14 protein-coding genes are annotated in these 18,583 nt (G+C 40.2%); 11 read left to right on the forward strand and 3 right to left on the reverse strand.

Features of this window, described 5'->3' with window-relative positions; genetic code table 11:
* Position 1 precedes the first annotated feature (1 nt).
* The 8 genes from T356_RS0115485 (at position 2) to T356_RS0115520 (ending at position 10,097) form a co-directional block, all read left to right on the forward strand.
* Positions 2-823 carry a Cof-type HAD-IIB family hydrolase gene (locus tag T356_RS0115485; protein WP_026515274.1) on the forward strand — a complete coding sequence of 274 codons (822 nt, stop codon included), beginning with the start codon at positions 2-4 and terminating at the stop codon, positions 821-823.
* A 227-nt stretch (positions 824-1,050) separates the two neighbouring features.
* The gene (locus T356_RS19770) at positions 1,051-2,496 is read left to right on the forward strand and encodes an extracellular solute-binding protein (protein WP_242846628.1); all 1,446 of its coding nucleotides are present in this window, start codon (positions 1,051-1,053) and stop codon (positions 2,494-2,496) included.
* A 15-nt stretch (positions 2,497-2,511) separates the two neighbouring features.
* Positions 2,512-4,239 carry a methyl-accepting chemotaxis protein gene (locus tag T356_RS0115495; protein WP_026515275.1) on the forward strand — a complete coding sequence of 576 codons (1,728 nt, stop codon included), beginning with the start codon at positions 2,512-2,514 and terminating at the stop codon, positions 4,237-4,239.
* Between the two features lie 182 nt (positions 4,240-4,421).
* Positions 4,422-5,273: a PHP domain-containing protein gene (locus tag T356_RS0115500; RefSeq protein WP_026515276.1), complete on the forward strand. Its 852-nt coding sequence runs from the start codon at positions 4,422-4,424 to the stop codon at positions 5,271-5,273.
* A gap of 60 nt (positions 5,274-5,333) precedes the next feature.
* Positions 5,334-6,710 (forward strand): TrpB-like pyridoxal phosphate-dependent enzyme, encoded by a 1,377-nt coding sequence (locus tag T356_RS0115505; RefSeq protein WP_026515277.1) that lies wholly within the window; start codon positions 5,334-5,336, stop codon positions 6,708-6,710.
* A gap of 13 nt (positions 6,711-6,723) precedes the next feature.
* A complete protein-coding gene (locus tag T356_RS0115510; protein ID WP_026515278.1) occupies positions 6,724-7,887 on the forward strand; it encodes a glycosyl hydrolase family 8 in 1,164 nt (387 codons plus the stop codon).
* Between the two features lie 906 nt (positions 7,888-8,793).
* The gene (locus tag T356_RS0115515; protein WP_026515279.1) at positions 8,794-9,648 is read left to right on the forward strand and encodes a hypothetical protein; all 855 of its coding nucleotides are present in this window, start codon (positions 8,794-8,796) and stop codon (positions 9,646-9,648) included.
* Between the two features lie 146 nt (positions 9,649-9,794).
* Complete coding sequence (locus tag T356_RS0115520) at positions 9,795-10,097, forward strand: Dabb family protein (protein ID WP_026515280.1); 303 nt, start codon at positions 9,795-9,797, stop codon at positions 10,095-10,097.
* 312 nt (positions 10,098-10,409) lie between these two features.
* On the opposite strand, the gene T356_RS0115525 is transcribed toward T356_RS0115520, so the two are convergent.
* From T356_RS0115525 to thrH, 3 genes are all read right to left on the reverse strand, one after another.
* Positions 10,410-11,408 carry a CPBP family intramembrane glutamic endopeptidase gene (locus T356_RS0115525; protein WP_026515281.1) on the reverse strand — a complete coding sequence of 333 codons (999 nt, stop codon included), beginning with the start codon at positions 11,406-11,408 and terminating at the stop codon, positions 10,410-10,412.
* A 110-nt stretch (positions 11,409-11,518) separates the two neighbouring features.
* Positions 11,519-11,938 (reverse strand): HIT family protein, encoded by a 420-nt coding sequence (locus tag T356_RS0115530; RefSeq protein WP_026515282.1) that lies wholly within the window; start codon positions 11,936-11,938, stop codon positions 11,519-11,521.
* A 77-nt stretch (positions 11,939-12,015) separates the two neighbouring features.
* Entirely contained in the window at positions 12,016-12,615 is a 600-nt protein-coding gene (gene thrH, locus T356_RS0115535; protein WP_026515283.1) for a bifunctional phosphoserine phosphatase/homoserine phosphotransferase ThrH, read from the reverse strand.
* 118 nt (positions 12,616-12,733) lie between these two features.
* Between thrH and T356_RS0115540 the strand changes: the two genes are divergently transcribed.
* The 3 genes from T356_RS0115540 (at position 12,734) to T356_RS0115550 (ending at position 18,539) form a co-directional block, all read left to right on the forward strand.
* Positions 12,734-14,368: an Mbeg1-like protein gene (locus T356_RS0115540; RefSeq protein WP_026515284.1), complete on the forward strand. Its 1,635-nt coding sequence runs from the start codon at positions 12,734-12,736 to the stop codon at positions 14,366-14,368.
* A 305-nt stretch (positions 14,369-14,673) separates the two neighbouring features.
* The gene (locus T356_RS0115545; protein ID WP_026515285.1) at positions 14,674-16,722 is read left to right on the forward strand and encodes a zinc ribbon domain-containing protein; all 2,049 of its coding nucleotides are present in this window, start codon (positions 14,674-14,676) and stop codon (positions 16,720-16,722) included.
* A gap of 62 nt (positions 16,723-16,784) precedes the next feature.
* Complete coding sequence (locus T356_RS0115550) at positions 16,785-18,539, forward strand: zinc ribbon domain-containing protein (protein WP_026515286.1); 1,755 nt, start codon at positions 16,785-16,787, stop codon at positions 18,537-18,539.
* The last annotated feature ends 44 nt before the right edge of the window (positions 18,540-18,583 follow it).

Here is an 18,583-nt window from a genome sequence, read left to right on the forward strand (position 1 = left end):
TGTGAAGAGAACAGATAGAAAAATTTTTTTCTTTGACCTGGACGGCACTCTTCTTACAAGTAAAAAAGATATTTCACCAAAGACGATGGATGCCCTTAAGAAGTTCACGCAAGCCGGTAATTATTTTTGTATAAATACCGGCAGGGCGATAGATAGTGCAAAAGCTGTCTATCGCGGATTGGAGCTGAACTTTAAGGGCTCTTTTTTATGTGGTTGTAATGGTGCTGAGATTTACAGTGTTGATGAAGATGAATATGTTTACAGGACGGGCGTTCCGCTTGAACTTGTGCCTATTATCATGGATATTGCAAATAAGTATGATATGCACTGTCATACTTACAATGACACTCATATAGTCAGTTCAATGAACGGAGAGTGTATGGAATATTACAGAAGGGTAATTAAGACGCCTCTTCTTATTACAGATGATGTGGTAAAAGAGCTGACATCCCCTCCGCCAAAGATGATAGCGATAGAGCTTCATGATACGTCGAAGCAGGAGAAATTCTATAAGGCGCTTGAAGATGCTGTGGGAGATAAGATCACTCTTTTGTATTCTAATCCGTATTATCTTGAGATTTTTCCAAAAGAAGCGGGAAAGGGCAATGCTGTTAAGAGGCTTGCGGAGATACTTGGAATACCGGTAGAAAATACCTATGCTGCAGGGGACCAGGAGAATGATATTTCCATGCTCGAGGCGGCAGGTGTTGGAGTTGCGATGCTCAATGCGACCGATGCGGTGAAAAGAGTTTGCGATATTGTGACAGATGAAGATAACGATCATGATGGACTTGCGGATGTAATTCTGAGAGCGATCCGGTAATCGCGAGGTTGTAACAACGATACTTAAAAACGAAAAAAAATAACGATAAAATAGGACGGTTTTTGTAAGAAAAAATCAGTATTTATCGCGATTGGCTTGAGTTCTGGGATTGCACTTGAAATGTGATAAAACGACTTAAAATATTTTAAAAAACATTTATATGTGCTATTGTTTTGTACAAAATAATATGCTATTGTATTTTTCCGTAAAAGGATAGGAGGCATGTTATGTCCAAAAAAATGTTTATTATTTTACTGTCAATTGTGTTTTCTTTTGGCGCACTTGCAGGATGTGGGGCAGGTAGTGTAGAGGAAAAAAGTGTTTCCGAAACGGAAAATGCCAATGAGGAAAATTCCGGTGAAGACGCTCTTCCTTCAGGAGATGTGACTCTTAGAGTTTGGGGATCTGAGGAAGATGATGAGCTTATTAATCAGATCATATCAAGTTTTATATCTGAGTATTCATCACAGGCAAACTTCAATATTATATTTGAGCCTCACAGTGAGTCCAGTGCTAAGGATGACATTCTTGGTGATGTTCTTAATGCGCCTGATGTATTTACTTTTGCAGATGATCAGTTAATGGCTTTGATTGCTTCGGGTGTACTTAAAAAAGTTCCCAATGAATCTGAAATTGCATCGAGAAATCTTGCTGCTTCAAGCGAAGCGGCTTCTTTTGGCGGAGCTTTATATGCATATCCTTTGACAGCAGATAATGGATATTTCCTTTTTTATGACAGTAAGTATTTGAACGAGGAAGATGTACAGACTTTGGACGGAATCCTGGCAGTTTGCGAACAGGAAGGCAAGAAGTTTTTCATGGAGATAGATTCCGGTTGGTACATGTATTCTTTCTTTGGAAATACAGATATGAAAATCGGGCTTAATGATGATGGTATTTCTACATTCTGTAACTGGAATGCCAAATATACCAAGATAAAAGGTGTTGATGTTGCACAGTCTTTGGTGGAGCTCGGGAAGAATCCGGCTTTTGTCAACGCGCCAAATGATGACTTTGCTATAGGTGCCGCAGACGGTACTTTTATTGCCGGTATCAGTGGAACATGGGATGAAGTTCAGATCAAAGATGCATGGGGCGATGGCTATGCCGCAACAAAACTTCCGACTTATACGGTTGCGGGACAGCAGCTTCAGATGTCAAGTTATGCGGGCTATAAGCTTGTCGGAGTAAATTCATATTCACCCAATTCTGCATGGGCAAATAAGTTTGCGGATTGGATGACAAATGAACAGAACCAGAGCCTTAGATTTTCAATGAGAGGTCAGGGCCCTTCAAATAAAGCGGCATCATCTTCAGGTGAAGTGGCTCAGTCAAAGGGACTTCAGGCACTTCAGAAACAGGCTGATTATGCAAGTCTTCAGCGTGTTGGAGGAACCTTCTGGGATCCTGCAACAAACTTTGGAACGATCATGAGCCAGGGAAATCCCGGAGGTAAGAATCTTCAGACTCTGTTAAATGAGATGGTTACAGATATTACAGGAACTGAATCAACAGGTGATCCGGAAGGCGTTGAGTCTACAGAAGAAACAGGTGAGGAAACTACTGAAGAAAATGCCGAGGGCGAATCGGATGTAGCAGAGGAAACAGCAGAAACCTCAGAGGAAGAAGCCTCTGATGAAAGCGCAGAAGCAGATTCTGCGGAAAGCGAATAATAGGAGGTTGGAACAATGAAGAAGAAATCAAGTATTCGTGTGATGATTATGGTTCCAGTCCTTCTATTGGGATTAGTTTCCATACTTTCAAATGTATTGTCATTAACGAACCTTAGAAAGGTAAACAATACAGCATCAACAATTGCAGATGATTATATGGTTGCAATTGGACAGTTGGATACCATAGGACAGACATCCAAAAACATTCATACGTTGGCTCTGTCACATATTGTTGCCACTGATTTTGAGACAATGACTTATGTTATTTCCGAGATTGAGGCAGAAGAGGCAATCCTTGATCAGACAATGTCTGATTACAAAAAATATGTTACCGAAGATAATACTGCAAGTTATGACAAGATGCTTGCCGATTACCAGAGCTTTAGAGAATCGGTTTTGATTCTTTTGGCACAGAGTGCTGCGCAGAAAACCAAGGATGCTTATGCAACTGCAAATGGTATTGTTGCTGAGAATTCAAAGCAGTTAAGCACGGACATTAATGAGATTATTGAAGCTTTTCACAGCAGCTCTGAAGTTGCAAGACAAGATTTCATTACAAGTTATAATATTGCAAGATTTTCGGGAATTGTTGTAATTATAATCAGTATTCTTGCAGTAATTATTGCCCTTTATATTGTACTTAGACATGTAATAAGACCTGTTATCAAAGCAGAAGCAGAGCTTAATGAGATTATTGAGGGTATCAACAGACGAGAAGGTGATCTTACAAAGCGTATTACTGTTCAGTCAAATGATGAGATCGGAGCTCTCAGTACAGGTATCAACTCCTTTATTGAACACCTTCAGAAGATCTTCATGACTATCACAAATAACTCATCTGCAATGGACAAGGTTGTAAGTGATGTTTTGGGAAGTGTTAAGACCTCAAACAGTAGTGCATCCGATCTGTCTGCACTGACAGAGGAACTTACCGCTACCATGGAGGAAGTTGCCGATAGTGCTGGTACAATAAATAAGAATACTGAAGCTGTAAGAGCCGAAGTTGAGGAAATGGCTGATAAGAGCCGTGAGATAAACGAATATTCAAAGACTATGAAAGAGCATGCAGATGCAATGGAACAGTCTGCGAGAACAACCATGGCGGAAACAAATGCTAAGGTTGAAGAAATTCTTGCATCTCTCAATCAGGCAATCGCTGACAGCCAGAGTGTTGATCAGGTTAATTCGCTTACCGCTGAGATCATGAGTATCGCAACCCAGACCAACCTTCTTTCTCTCAATGCTTCAATTGAAGCTGCAAGAGCGGGAGCTGCAGGAAAAGGCTTCGCTGTCGTTGCAGGCGAGATCGGTAATCTTGCCGAGAACAGTAAGAGAACTGCAGGAAACATTCAGGAGATCAACTCTGTTGTTGTTGATGCTGCGCATAATCTTTCAGAAAGTGCAAATGAACTTGTTGATTATCTTCAGAATTCAATCCTGCCTCAGTTTGAGAAGTTCGTTGAAGATGGTGAAAAGTATAAAAATAATGCTAATTACATTGAAGGTGTCATGGACGACTTCAGTAATAAGACAGAAGGATTTAAGTCAACATTCAATGATATAGCAGAGTCTATCAATAATATTACAACATCCATAGAAGACGGTGTTCGCGGCGTTTCATCAGCTGCCGAGAGCACTCAGACACTTGTCTCCGACATGGATAATATTTCAAAGCGTATGGATGAAAATAGCCGTATTGCAGGAGAACTTGATGAAGAGACAGCTATTTTTGCAAAGATTTAAATGATATAATTCTTTGGAACAAAGAGTTGCAAAGCAACTCTTTGCGCGCCGATGCGCGCAAGCTTTAGCTTGCATAATACTTCTGCGCATCGGTCGCATCCATAGCGGAGCGTTTTTTATTTGATAGGAATTTCCTATCAAATAAAAAAGCATTTATTAAGTGCGGACAACAGGAGATATGCATGAGGGCTATTGATCTACATACACATTCAAATAACTCTGACGGAACGTTTTCTGTAAAAGAGCTTATAGACAGAGCTCACGATAAGGGGCTTGCCGCTATAGCGCTTACAGATCATGATACTGTGGACGGTGTCGATGAAGCTATAGAATATGCCGCTTCAAAATATCCGGATCTTGAGGTGATTCCGGGTGTTGAACTGTCTACGGAAGGCGAAGGAAGAGAAGTACATATCGTGGGACTTTATATCGATAACCACGATAAGGAATTTGTAGAGGGGCTTAGCACTTTTATTGATTCAAGGACTACCAGAAATAAGAAGATGTGCAAAAAGCTCTCTGAGGAAGCGGGAATCCCCATTTCATATGAGACGCTCACAGAGGAGTTTCCGGACACCGTTATTACCAGGGCACATTTTGCCAAGTATATGGTGGACAGAGGCTATGTAAACAGCAGAGCTGAAGTTTTTGACAGATATATTGGTGATCACTGCCCGTACTATGTAGGCAGGGAGAAGATAACACCTGAAGATGCGATAAGAAGCATACTAAAAGCTAAAGGCGTTCCCGTTTTTGCCCATCCCATCTTGTGTAGATTTGGTGATGACAGACTGGATGAATTTGTCGGAAGGCTAAAAGGTGCCGGACTTGTCGGTATAGAAGCTGTTTACTCCACTTATGAAAGAAGAGATGAGATTCAGATAAAAGAGCTGGCAAAAAAATACGATCTTCTTGTCAGCGGCGGTTCTGATTTTCACGGAGCAAATAAACCTGATATCGACCTTGGAACGGGCTGCGGAAAGCTATTTGTTCCCGAGGATTTACTAATACCTATAAAGGCTGCAAGAGGTTGACATTGCAGTCTTTTTTGTGCTTTAATGGACTAAATTGCGAAAGTTAAGGGGGCTATGAAAATGAGTCAAAATAATATTCCTTATAAAATTTATTTGAGCGAAGATGAGATACCCAAGCAGTGGTACAACGTAAGGGCTGATATGAAGAATAAGCCTGCGCCGCTTCTTAATCCTGCTACAATGCAGCCGATGGGATTTGACGATCTTCGTCCTGTTTTTTGTGATGAACTTATTAAGCAGGAACTCGATGATACAACTGCTTATATCGATATTCCGGATGAGATCCGTAGCTTCTACAAGATGTACAGACCTTCTCCTTTGGTAAGAGCATACTGCCTTGAGAAAGCGCTCGGAACTCCCGCTAAGATTTACTACAAATTTGAAGGTAATAACACAAGCGGAAGCCACAAGCTTAATTCCGCTATTGTTCAGGCATATTATGCAAAACAGCAGGGACTTAAGGGCGTGACCACAGAGACAGGTGCCGGTCAGTGGGGAACAGCTCTTTCAATGGCATCTGCATATCTTGGAATTGATTGTAAAGTATACATGGTTAAGGTTTCATACGAGCAGAAGCCTTTCAGACGCGAAGTTATGCGTACATACGGAGCAAGTGTAACACCTTCTCCTTCAATGGATACAGAGATTGGAAGAAAGATCAACGCAGAACATCCCGGAACAACAGGTTCACTTGGATGTGCTATTTCCGAGGCTGTAGAAGTTGCTACCAAGACTGAAGGTTACAGATATGTTCTTGGAAGCGTGCTCAATCAGGTTCTCCTTCATCAAACTGTTATCGGTCTTGAGGCAAAGGCTGCACTTGATAAGTATGACATTACTCCCGATATCATCATCGGATGCGCAGGCGGCGGTTCAAACCTCGGCGGACTTATTTCTCCTTTCATGGGTGAGAAGCTTCGCGGAGAAAAAGATTATCAGATAATTGCTATTGAGCCTGCAAGCTGCCCGAGCTTTACAAGAGGTAAATTTGCATATGACTTCTGTGATACCGGAATGGTTTGTCCTCTTGCCAAGATGTATACACTTGGAAGCAACTTTATTCCTTCTGCAAACCACGCAGGCGGACTTAGATATCACGGCATGAGCCCGATTCTTTCACAGCTTTATCACGATGGCTACATGGAAGCAAGATCTGTTGAGCAGACATCAGTATTTGAGGCTGCAGAGCAGTTTGCCAGAGTTGAGGGAATTCTTCCCGCTCCCGAGAGTAGCCATGCTATCAGAGCAGCTATTGATGAAGCACTCAAGTGCAAGGAGACTGGTGAGGAGAAGACAATTCTCTTTGGTCTTACAGGAACAGGTTACTTCGATATGGTTGCATACCAGAAGTTCAATGACGGTGAGATGTCAGATTACATTCCTACAGACGAAGAGCTTGAGAAGAGCTTTGCGACACTTCCTAAGGTAAATCTTTGATTTTGGAGGTCTTATGGCTGCGTATAATGATGGAAAATACAGGAATGTATTTAGTGAGATTGGAAAAAGCGACGCTGAGATTGAGAAGAAGATTAAAGATGCGGTAGACACTTTTTTTTATGGTACTGAAGAAGAGAGAATTTATCATCCTGTGAGCGATGACATGGGATATCTTGAGGATACGGGTAATCATGACGCAAGGACTGAAGGTATGTCATACGGAATGATGATGTGCGTTCAGCTCGATATGAAGGAAGAGTTTGACCGTATCTGGAAGTGGTCCAAGACCTACATGTGGATGAATGAAGGCGAGAACGAAGGCTATTTTGCTTGGAGCTGCAATGTAGACGGTTCAAAGAATTCGAACGGCCCCGCACCTGACGGAGAAGAGTTCTATGCGATGGCTCTTTTCTTTGCATCACACAGATGGGGCGATGGAGAGGGAATCTTTAATTATTCCGCTGAGGCAAAAGAGATTTTAAGAGCCTGTGTTCATAAAGGCGAAAACGGCAGAGCCGGTGCACCTATGTGGAATAGGGACAATCATCTTGTCCTTTTTGTTCCGGGACATCCTTTCTCTGATCCTTCTTATCATCTGCCTCATTTCTATGAGCTTTTTGCAAAGTGGGCATATGAAGAGGACAAAGAGTTTTGGGAGACTGCTGCCAAGGAGAGCAGAAAATATCTTGTTAAGGCCTGCCATCCTGAGACAGGACTTAATCCCGAGTACGGCAACTTTGACGGATCGCCTGTGAACGATCCAATGCCTTGGGACGGAAGCATTCACGGAAGATTCTTTAGCGATGCGTACAGAACCGCTGCCAATATTGGTCTTGATGCAGAGTGGTTTGGTACAGATGAAGGTCAGATCTGCGTACCGCTTAAGATGATGAAGTTCTTCGGAACCGATATTGAGGCGATGAGATGCGTGTATGAAGTTGACGGAACAAGTCTTGAGATTCCTGTACTTCATCCCGTCGGACTTCTTGCAACTATGGCGCAGAGCGCGCTTTCTGTTCCTTACAGCGAAGCTGCGGGCAGTGATTTTGAGATTGCCTCAAAGTGGGTTGAATGGTTCTGGAATCAGCCGCTAAGACAAGGCAAGAGAAGATACTATGACAACTGCCTTTATATGTTTGCGCTTCTTGCGTTGTCCGGAAATTATAGAATCTGGTAATTTTTGGGAAGTTTATTTTAAAGAATATAATGAAAGTGCTGTAATTGCACTTCCGGTATAGAGTGTACAGAAAGCTTGATCTGAGCTTTTTTGTAGAGAATAAAAGGAATTTGAGCCCTGTTCTGCGGCATATAAGTGACCTGGTTTGCTTATAGGTCGTGGAATGGGGCTCTTTTTGCTGTTAATGGGAACTGGATGTACTTCAGGACGTCGGAAAATAGGACAGTTGAGGAGCGTTAGCGTAAGGAACTATACGGGCATAGATTTCTAGAAATCGATGTGTACACGTAGGAGTAAGTAAATGTAGGAGTGGCATTACGGGCATAGATTTCCAGAAATCAATTTGTCCACGTAGGAATAAGTGAATGTAGGAGTGGCATTACGGGTATAGATTTCCAGAAATCAATGTGTCCACGTAGAAATAAGTGAATATGGGAATGATTTTACGGACATAGAATCACGGAAATCGATGTGTCCACGTAGAAATAAGTGAATTCGAGATTGATTTTACGGGTATAAAGTTTGTAATTGAACTTGGGTAACGTAGGGGGAGGGGGCAAAAGAGCCTATTGGGATTACAAAGTTGTATCTCAGGGAATAAAGATACAGCTCGTTTTGTGCGTTGTAAGTGTTGCAATTGACTTTAGTTTTGGGGAACTTTATATGATATGAAGCGACAAACGCAGGTCTGTGTTGTGCTATTATATAATGAGTGTTATCTGTTCAGCTGGAATGCGGGTTTGAGCTCATAGATATATCGATGATGCAGATAAATTCATAGACATAGCATAGATATTGTTGGGATGCTTCTTTTTGTTCAGGTAGGGTACACGGATTTGGGGGATAAATGATACCCAAGAGCTTTGATTAGTCGAAGCTTTTGAGTTCTATATATTTGGAGGTTGTATGAAAAAAAATAAGATGATGATCATTGCGCTGATGTCAGTTTTTTGCATATTGTTGTGGGGAATCTTTTTTATGCTTGGAATCAAAACAATAGGCGCGGTTCTGGTTCCGATAGCTCTTTGCTTATTGTGTTGGGGCGCAGGAGTTGTGTATGAGAGGGTGATTGATAGAACAGGTGAGAGCAAAAAGGCAGCTGTAACAATGCTTTTGCTGGTTCTTTTGGGAATTCTTTCTGTTTTATTTCTTTCAGAAGGAAAGGATATAGCCGGAAAGGTAGTCAGTTTTATATTTCCCAGTGTATTGGGAGGCTCGATATTTGCAGGCGGCCGTGTTGGAGCCAAATGTAAGGAAGAATTTGATGAGAAAAAGCTTGCTTCTTATAAAGGAGGTGCATTAGGCATCGGTGTGGCGTCGCTTTTGCTATACGTATTTATTGTTTTAAACAGGCATGTTGTAGGAACGGTGAATGATGTTTGGCAGATGATTGTTTTTGCTGTGATCTTCTTTATCGCCGGATTTTACGAGAAAACTTCAGAATCTAAGAGTGAGGATTCGAATGAGGGCGCCGTAGAAAACGATGAGGAAAGCGTGGCGGAAACATCAATGGATAATTTGGAAGATATATCAGATGAGATCACATCAGAAACTACAGAGGATACTATAGAAGATACTATAGAAGCTAATTCGAAAGAAGCTACAGAGGATTATGCAGAAAAATCTATAGAAGATAATGGAGCAGAGGATATAGACGCTGTAGAAGCTATAGAAAATACGGCTGAAGAAAGTACAGAAGTTAAAGAAGATAGCGTAGAAGAAATTGCAGAAGCTAATCCGGAAGAAGTTTTAAAGGCTTAAACGATGCGAATGAAAAAGCGCATTTAGAGAAGTATGATTAGTGTAGTATAATGAAAAAAGTACCATAACAGAACTGTATCAAGTAGGCCGGTGCGAGGGCATGTCGGTGTGACGGTATGACAGACAAGACAGAGGAGGATAACCTGATGGTTAAACATGTGATCTTATGGACACTTAAAGAGGAGCTTTCTGCTGAAGAGAAAGAAAATGTAAAGCAGGGAATTAAAGAGGGATTGGAAGCATTAAAAGGAAAGGTTCCGGGAATAGTAGAGATAAAGGTGAATATAAACGGGCTTGCTTCTTCGAATGCTGATCTTATGCTGGATTCTACATTTGACAATGAGGAAGCACTTAAGAATTATGCAACACATCCCGAACATGTTGCCGTTGCAGATTCGAAGGTAAGACCTTATACAAAGATAAGAAGCTGCCTTGATTATGAAATATAAATGGTATCCGATATTATACCGTTTATTTGAAGGAAAAGAATATGAGCCAATATAAAACTGAGAAACATCAATAGCAAGTTCAGTTCGAAGTAAATTGCACAAAATAACCTCTATCCCATATCAATAGTGAGATAGAGGTTATATTTAGAATAACATACATTCTTGAACATGAAGTTCAAGAATGCATCAACCAAGCCAATTAAAATCGACTTCGTCGATAGGGCTTGGTTGACTCCTGAATCATGTTCTCACGAAATCCGCAGCCAGTGCGGATTTCTGTAATTTCATTTAAGATGTCATACACTTAGATCTTCAGATTTTTTCTATCATAGAAAATGCCGTATACAGATTCATTATGATAAATAGCATCAGTCCGACCAGAGTAAATGTGCGGAAGAAGGTGGATGGAGCAAAACTGTTCTCTTTAATATATTTAAGGATGTTCCGTCTTTTTTTGATGATAATAAAGACTCCTATTAAACAGCTAATGCCAAATATAGCATAGAAAATAACAGTGTTTACCTCGTCGCTGAGATTTTGGCCCAAATAATACAGCAGATCGGCCAGGCTGTTATTTATGACATGAAGCAGGATTGTCCAACGAATGGAATATTCTACAGCGACATATCCAAGAAGCAGGCCTACAATAAATGCATATACAGCTTGCGGGAGATTGCCGTGCATTATGCCAAACAATAATGCGGAAATGACGATCGCATATAATTTGCCGTATTTTTTTAGCGTAGATAAGACAAATCCTCTGTAGATCAGTTCCTCGACAAGTGGCGCCGCTATGGCTGAATAAGCGAGCATAGTTAATGTAAGAGCACCGCTTGAGGCATCATCCATGGAAGTTTCTATTGAGAATCCGATTTGATTAAAGGCATTTTCCATTGACTGAAATATAGGTTCGGTTATCCATTGTATTCCCAAAAATACGCATAATATCATGCCAAATGATGCGGGGAGCATTTTTTTATGGGATGAAAAAATCTCTTTTATGGAGATCTTTTTTCTAAAATATAAAAATAGAAAAATAATTCCGATCAGTACGGATACACAGGAGATCATGCCACCCGGACCAAGTTCAAAGAAATCATCAAAAAATGCTGAGTATTCTTCATCACTCATGCTTCTCCAATCGGTAGAACAGTTGTTGAGACCGATATATGTCATTATCGTAACGACGGCTTCTTCGATCAAAATATAGAGCAGTAGTCCCCAGCCCATATAGCCTACGGTTTTTCTGAAAGCCTTTTTTCGGGCTTTTTCATCAATTACAGTATTATCAATATTTATAGTTTCATTCATATTCTTTCCTCTTAAATTTTTTGCGTTATAGAAAGAGTATAAAGCTTTATGAGCAAAAAAAACAGGACTATCAATTTATGATAGTCCTGCAATCGTTATTGAAAATATTATCAAAGATTTGCTTTGATCTTGGCAATGATTTCTTCGTACTCAGCATCTGAGAGGAATTTCTCCTGAGGATTCATTGCAAATACGCCGCCCCATTCAAAGCCGTCCTTGTACTTGGGTACGAGGTGCATGTGAAGGTGGCAGAGAGTGTCGCTGTATGCACCGTAGTTAACCTTATCCGGATTGAATGCTGCGTGGATAGCTTTTGCAGCGCGATTGACATCAGCGAAGAATGCATTTCTTTCTTCATCTGAGATATCAACCATTTCATGAACGTGATCCTTGTATGCCACGATACATCTTCCGAGATGGCTCTGTTCCTTGAAGAGAACCAGCTGGCTTACGCCGAGGTCACAGATCTTGATTCCGAATTTGGCGAGGTTTTCACCGCCAGTGCAGTAAGGACAATTGTTGTCTTTCATGTTGCTATTTCCTTTCAAAAACGTCAAATTGTATCGCGTGCAGATTTTATGCTGCAGGCGACACCGATATCATACTATTATAGAGCTTTTTTGATTGCTTGTAAAAGGTCATTGTACTCTTCGTACGCAGGAAGCTCGGGATAATCAGCTTTGATCTTGTCTGTGGAGCGGAAGAGGAATCCGGCCTTTGATGCCTGGATCATTGCAAGATCGTTGTAGCTGTCGCCGCTTGCGATTGTCTCATAGCCGATTGACTGAAGCGCCTTAACGGTTGTGAGCTTGGAGTTCTCGATTCTCATCTTGAAGCCTGTGATCTCGCCGCTTTCTGCAACTTCAAGAGAATTGCAGAAGATTGTGGGCCATCCGAGTTTCTCCATGAGAGGAGTTGCAAACTGTGTGAAAGTATCACTGATAATGATAACCTGAGTTGTCTTTCTGAGCTCGTCAAGGAACTCTTTTGCACCCGGAAGAGGATCTATCTTGGCAATCGTGTCCTGGATTTCTTTAAGTCCAAGTCCGTGTTCTTTGAGAATGCCGATTCTCCATTTCATAAGCTTATCGTAATCGGGCTCGTCTCTTGTTGTTCTCTTAAGTTCGGGAATTCCGCTTGCCTCGGCAAATGCGATCCAAATCTCGGGAACGAGCACGCCTTCAAGGTCTAAACATACAATATTCATTATTTTATGCTCCTATTTCGAATTTTTTATCTTTGACGATTTTAACACATTAAAGCAATGCAGACAACTGGACAAAAAGCATATTAGGATTAAGATTAATTATAAGAGGTAAAAGAGTATGGCAAATCTTATAAATTATATAAAATGGCGCGGAGATCTGGATTTTGAGAAAGCGCCTTTAAATGAAATTGATAATCTGGCATTTTCGCTTGTTATATACAACGACTTAAACGGGATAGTTCCTGATAGCGAGACGGGCGGTGAGATCACGGTCAAAAAAGCTGCCGACATGTATTTCAGCACGCACCCTACAGATGGCCTTTCCAGGGTTGATTTTGACTGGGTTCTGCTTTATATGGCTAAGAGTGAGCGATTTGGTGAACTTACTTTTTCTGACTTTATCGACATAAATGATATGGACAAAGATATGCTGTTTACGGCGATGACTATTCATATGCCGGATGGAAGTCTTTTTGTATCATTTCGCGGAACTACCATGGATATTGATGATTGGCGCATGGATTTCAAGATAAGTTTTGAAGAGATCATGGCGCAAAAAGAAGCGGTTAACTATCTTGGGTATATCCTGTCCAAATATGCGGGAGATGTGTATGTTGGCGGTCATTCAAAGGGTGGTAATCTTGCTGTATATTCTGCCATGAATGTACCTTCGATTGTTCAGCCAAGGATAAAGCATGTCTACAGTTATGACGGCCCCGGAATATGTCCCGAACTTCTTGATGAAAAGAAATTTGAAAACGTTAAGTGGAAGCTCACTCATATAGTTCCTACATACAGCATAGTCGGAATGCTCTTTGAACTTGATGTTCCGCATAAGATTGTTGCAAGTGACGGCGAGAGGATGCTCCAACACTCGGGAATGACCTGGAAGGTTTCAGGTGATCATTTTGTGACAAAAAAACATCTGACTGAGGAAAGTTCTGCGCTTAACAGAGTGATCGACGACTGGATAGAGAACGCCACGATGGAACAGCGCGAGGCTTTTACGAGAGATATTTTTGATGCAATGAAATCAGGCGGCGCGGTTTCTTTATATGACATATCAAAAGGCGGATTCCATGACTTTGGAACGATTCTTTTGTCCGCGGCGCAGTCGGAGAGTAAGACAAAGATCATTCTCGGAAAGTTCTTCGGATCTCTATGGCGCGAATTTGAGAAAATAAGGGTTATGGAGGCGCTTAAGACTCAGCAGGGAATTATCGACGCATTCCTTATTCTTTTGGGAATCGTTTTCCTTGCAATTCCAAAAGCAATCTATAACATGATAGGCGGCGCAGTTGCGCTTACCTGCGCGCTTTTTAGCGCTACAAGGATACTAAAGGCAGGAACCAGAGACGAGAAGGCATTTATAAAAAGAGGCCGAATGCTTTTTCACATAATCGTGATGAGCTTTATGGTGTTTATCGTGTCCAATATCGAGCGAATCCCGAAGTGGACGAATGTATTTATTTCAATTGTCTTTTTTGCCATGGCAGCAGCCAGCGTTCAATATGTAATTAAGCATAAAAAGACAATAAAGCGGGCGGGGAGTTTCTGGATGATACTTATCGCAGTTGTTAACCTGAATATAGGAATTATTTCCCTTGCCACACCGCAGAGATTGACCTCTGTGAAGTCTCTTACGGTTGGAAGCTATCTTGTTCTTATAGGAATAGTGAGGCTTCTCATACAGATACTGTCCAAAAACCGCTCAACCAAGGATACCGGATATTCTTACGAAGATGTTGAATAAAAGTTAAAATACCGTTTACTTCATCCTCGAAATATTGTATAATCAGACGAATGATTTTTACTTAATATTTCGCGGATATGGTGTTGAGAACAAATATAATATGACTTAAACAGAAAAGTACCACCACCGGGAGTCTACCGCAGTGATGGTACTTTTATTTATTGTTTTTTCGGGAGGTTATTTAGCAGTTTTATCTTTGATAGATATATCGGAAAAAACAATGGGCGCTTTAGCGGTTTATATTTTTTTGAGAGATTGTTTAGAAATGTGAAATTATAGAATATTCACTTTCTTGGAGGATGAGTATGATATGCAATAATTGCGGTTGTGAAATAGAGGAAGGAAGCAACTTTTGCCCGTATTGTGGGGCAGGAGTATATTATGATACTCCAAATGTTCAGCAGCCGGTATATACAGACAATACGCAATATGATCAGCAGCCTGTCTATATGGATGATACGCAGAATTATCAAACGGAAGCAGCTGCTTGGAATGCGCAGAGTTATCAAAATGAAGCGGCTACAAGTAATACGCAGCAAAATTATACATATGCAACCAATGCATACGTACCAAAAAGAAAAAAGAGCGCTTTGAAGAATGCGTTCTTAATGATATCAATATTTAATTTTGTAAATCTCTTTTTGCATGTTTTCAGCTTCTTTAAGCCATTTATTTTCGCTGAACTTGATTACGGCTTTTATGCGTTGAAGATTATCGCTTATTTTGCTTTTTACAGATTTATTAAAAAGAACGTATATAAGGACTTTGTGGCTACAGCCAAATTTGTTAAAGCTACGATTATATTGGATGTTATCGAGGTGGCTATTTCCTTTGTGAATAGCTATGCGATTATTATGCCGTGGTTGTTATTGCTGACGATATTACTTAAGCTTGCGGTAAATATATTGATGTACGCAGATCTCGTATATATTGCAAAGGAAGACAGAAAATATAGAGATTATTATAAAGTTATGATGATTGCATTGGAAAAAAAGCCTGCTGCGCTACTTTACTGTAATATTTTTTGTGTCATTTTTATTGTATTAAGAGTACTAACCGGCAATTCTTTTTTTCTGTTATTAACAGCTGCTTTTATAAGCATAAGATTTGGTTGTGAGCTTGAAATTATTACAGATACAGTGGGAAATCTTGAGAAGTTTTACGGTCCCAATCCTGTTGTTTCGGATTTTTCTTTTTTTGGACGTATGCATCAACCCAATCCGGAAAAGAAAAAAAATTTGCCGGCTATCAAAATCTGCTTGGCATGTGCTTTTAGTGCAATCTTGATAACAGGGACATTTTTGTATTTTTCATTTGATGAAGATAAATATAACGACTATTTGAGCTACAAAGAGATGTTTGCTTCAGGCAAGAAATATGATAAAGATGTTACGGCGGATGATTATATTTTTGTATATCGTATTCCGAACAGATTGCCTGAATGGACCGGATTAAGAAGAGAAAAATCCGGCTTTATAAATAAGAAGACCGGGATGGATACTGGACCTCGTTATAAGGGGCTAATGATAGATGAGGTTGGTTTTGCATGGAATGGAAAAGATTTCCTTGATGTAGATGGGAATGTGCTTATTAAAGGGCCTTTTGCGGCAAGAGTAACCTTATCCAAAAGACAGAACTTTATAAGAGACCTTTTAAGCGGAAAAGGTGTTGATGATGATGTGAGGATTATCAGAAGTTTCGAAGATTGGGAGGTTACACCGCATCAACAATATGTCGAATTTCGGGAGTATAGGGATAATAAAAGGATATTTATAAATGGTATTACCAGATTTTATTGTGATCTAAATGAGAGTTACGGGTTACTACGTAATGATGGAACAGTTATTGTTAAACCTATATACGACTATTTACATATGTCTAGTAATCACAGGTTAATGCTTGCTGCTAACCGAACGAGAGATAAGGTGTATGCAATGAATGCTGACGGAAAAATCCTGGCTAGCTATGAAGGCTGGGGGGCTTCTGATCATATTATGATAACCCAAGGTGGAGTTGTGGAATATGAGGATGAAATAATTGAGGCAGATGAAACAAATGATTGGTTATATTATTTAATCGATGAATATGGCAATACGTTTGATGGGTTGTATAGTGATAGCTCGGATGGCATAAGTTTTCGTAAATATACAGGCGAAATATATGAATCAGATCATAGGTTAAGAGTTTCCGGCGGATATTCAATGGTCCTGGTCTGGAAAGGAAAGATTGTTTTTGAATCTGATAAGTATGAAAGAATTGAGATTGAAACGCGATTTTTTACAGGGGAAATAACTGAGATTGCCGGAATAACCAAGGATGGTAAAAGAGAAGTTCTGGATATAAAACTCAAATGAGATAAGAGAATTATAGTGGAAAGAGGCTTATCGGCCGGTATATCCGGCTGAGGAGGAATATTATGAAATGTAATAATTGTGGTAATGAAATAGAAAATGGAAGTAATTTTTGCCCGTACTGCGGAGCTCGTTTATCCGATGATTCGGTAAATAGGCAGCAATCTGTATATGTTGGAAATACATCGAACGGACAGATACAGCAACCAATAGGGAAGACTCAGTATAATCAGATGCCAAATAAAGCACCTGCGAGCAAGGGGAAAGAAAAAACTTTACTGATCGTTTTGGCTATTATTGTTTTTGTAATTTTTGCAAGCGTTGCTGGTTTTATTGGCATAAAAGTAATTAAGGTGATTTCGGAGGGTGCCGGCTTAGGAAGCAGTAATGAAAGCAGTTACGCGGTAAGTGACAATATTGAAACGGAAGAAACAGAGAGTGACGATGTTGCAAACAATACTGCAGAGAACGGAAATAACGGTACAGGTCAGGCTGGACAAAATATGGCTTCGGTTAATGGTATAATATGCAATTCTGCAGGTGCTATCAACGAGCAATTTAAAGGAAAACAAGAGTATGAGTTTTATACTGATCCCGAAGGCAAAGTAGGTGTGATATTTGTTGACGGAGAAGTATATCTTATCGATTCAAGTCTTAATGCAACTCTCATTGATAAGAGCTGCGTTGCTGTGGCCATGAACTATTCAGGTGAGTATATTTTTATTGCTGCTTCAGGGGAATCAAATCTTGGAAGTGGGTTATGTGTATATGACGTAGAAAAGAATGAGTATAGCCGGATAAAAGAGTGTAATATTACCGAATCGTTCTGTTTGGCTGTGTCACCTGACGGAAATACAGCGCTTGTTTCAAGGAGCGACGGCGTATTTATAATGGGGCTTGACGGAACCGATGAGAAAATTTACGAGCCAAATGATTATCCTTATCATGCACTTGGGGTATCTAATGACAGGTCTGTGGCATATTTTTATACGCATAATGGGTATGGATTGTTCTGTTTGAAAGATGGTGAAGTAACACAGATATATGATTCGCCATTCTATGGATCCGTTGCATTTACATCCGATTGTAAAAAAATGTTATTCAAAGCTACGACAGAAGGTCTCTATTACTTTGATCCGGCTACTATGAGCGAGGCAAAAGTTGTTTTGTCTTTTGATACTATATCTGCAAGATTTAAAGGAAAAGAGTTTGTATTTGCAGATACTAAATTGACATATTATCCTGATGCCGAGTCTTTTGAAGGAATGTACATAACGGCGGAAAAATACAGTTTTTGGTTAAATGCTGATATTGAAGCTGTATGCAGAGAAGATTATCGTGCAAATGCATGTTCAAGGCAGGAGCTCAAAGTTTATGATATTCATGACGGTGTGATATATGCAATTACATATAAAGACGGAGAAGCGCACAGAGAAGAAATTTATAAGGATGATTCCCGTGCTTATGATTTTACTGTAAGTGATGATGAAAGTATTTTGTGGATTGTTGCAGATGATAAGGTCATTATGTACAAGGACGGAGCGGTAGTAAAAGAGGTTTTAAATATTGATGGTGATGGTTTTTCCGTGGGATGTATAAAGAACGATCCTTTGAGTAATAATATTTACTGCTTTAGCGACAACGGAAAAGTATTTATGATTGATGAAAAGGGAGATACTTCCGAACTTGGTACATTAGATGGCGAGTTCTATTTCCATGAAGAATATTCGCACGGAAAAGAATTTGCTGTTGCTATAGGCGGAGAATCTGATAACGAATATGTATATCTTTTATTTGGCAGATTGATAAAGAAGGATTAAAAAACGGCTTATCCGCCGGTCCTGCCGGCTGTTGGGAGAAAAGA

The organism is Butyrivibrio sp. LB2008 (assembly GCF_000621565.1).
GTDB lineage: Bacteria > Bacillota > Clostridia > Lachnospirales > Lachnospiraceae > Butyrivibrio.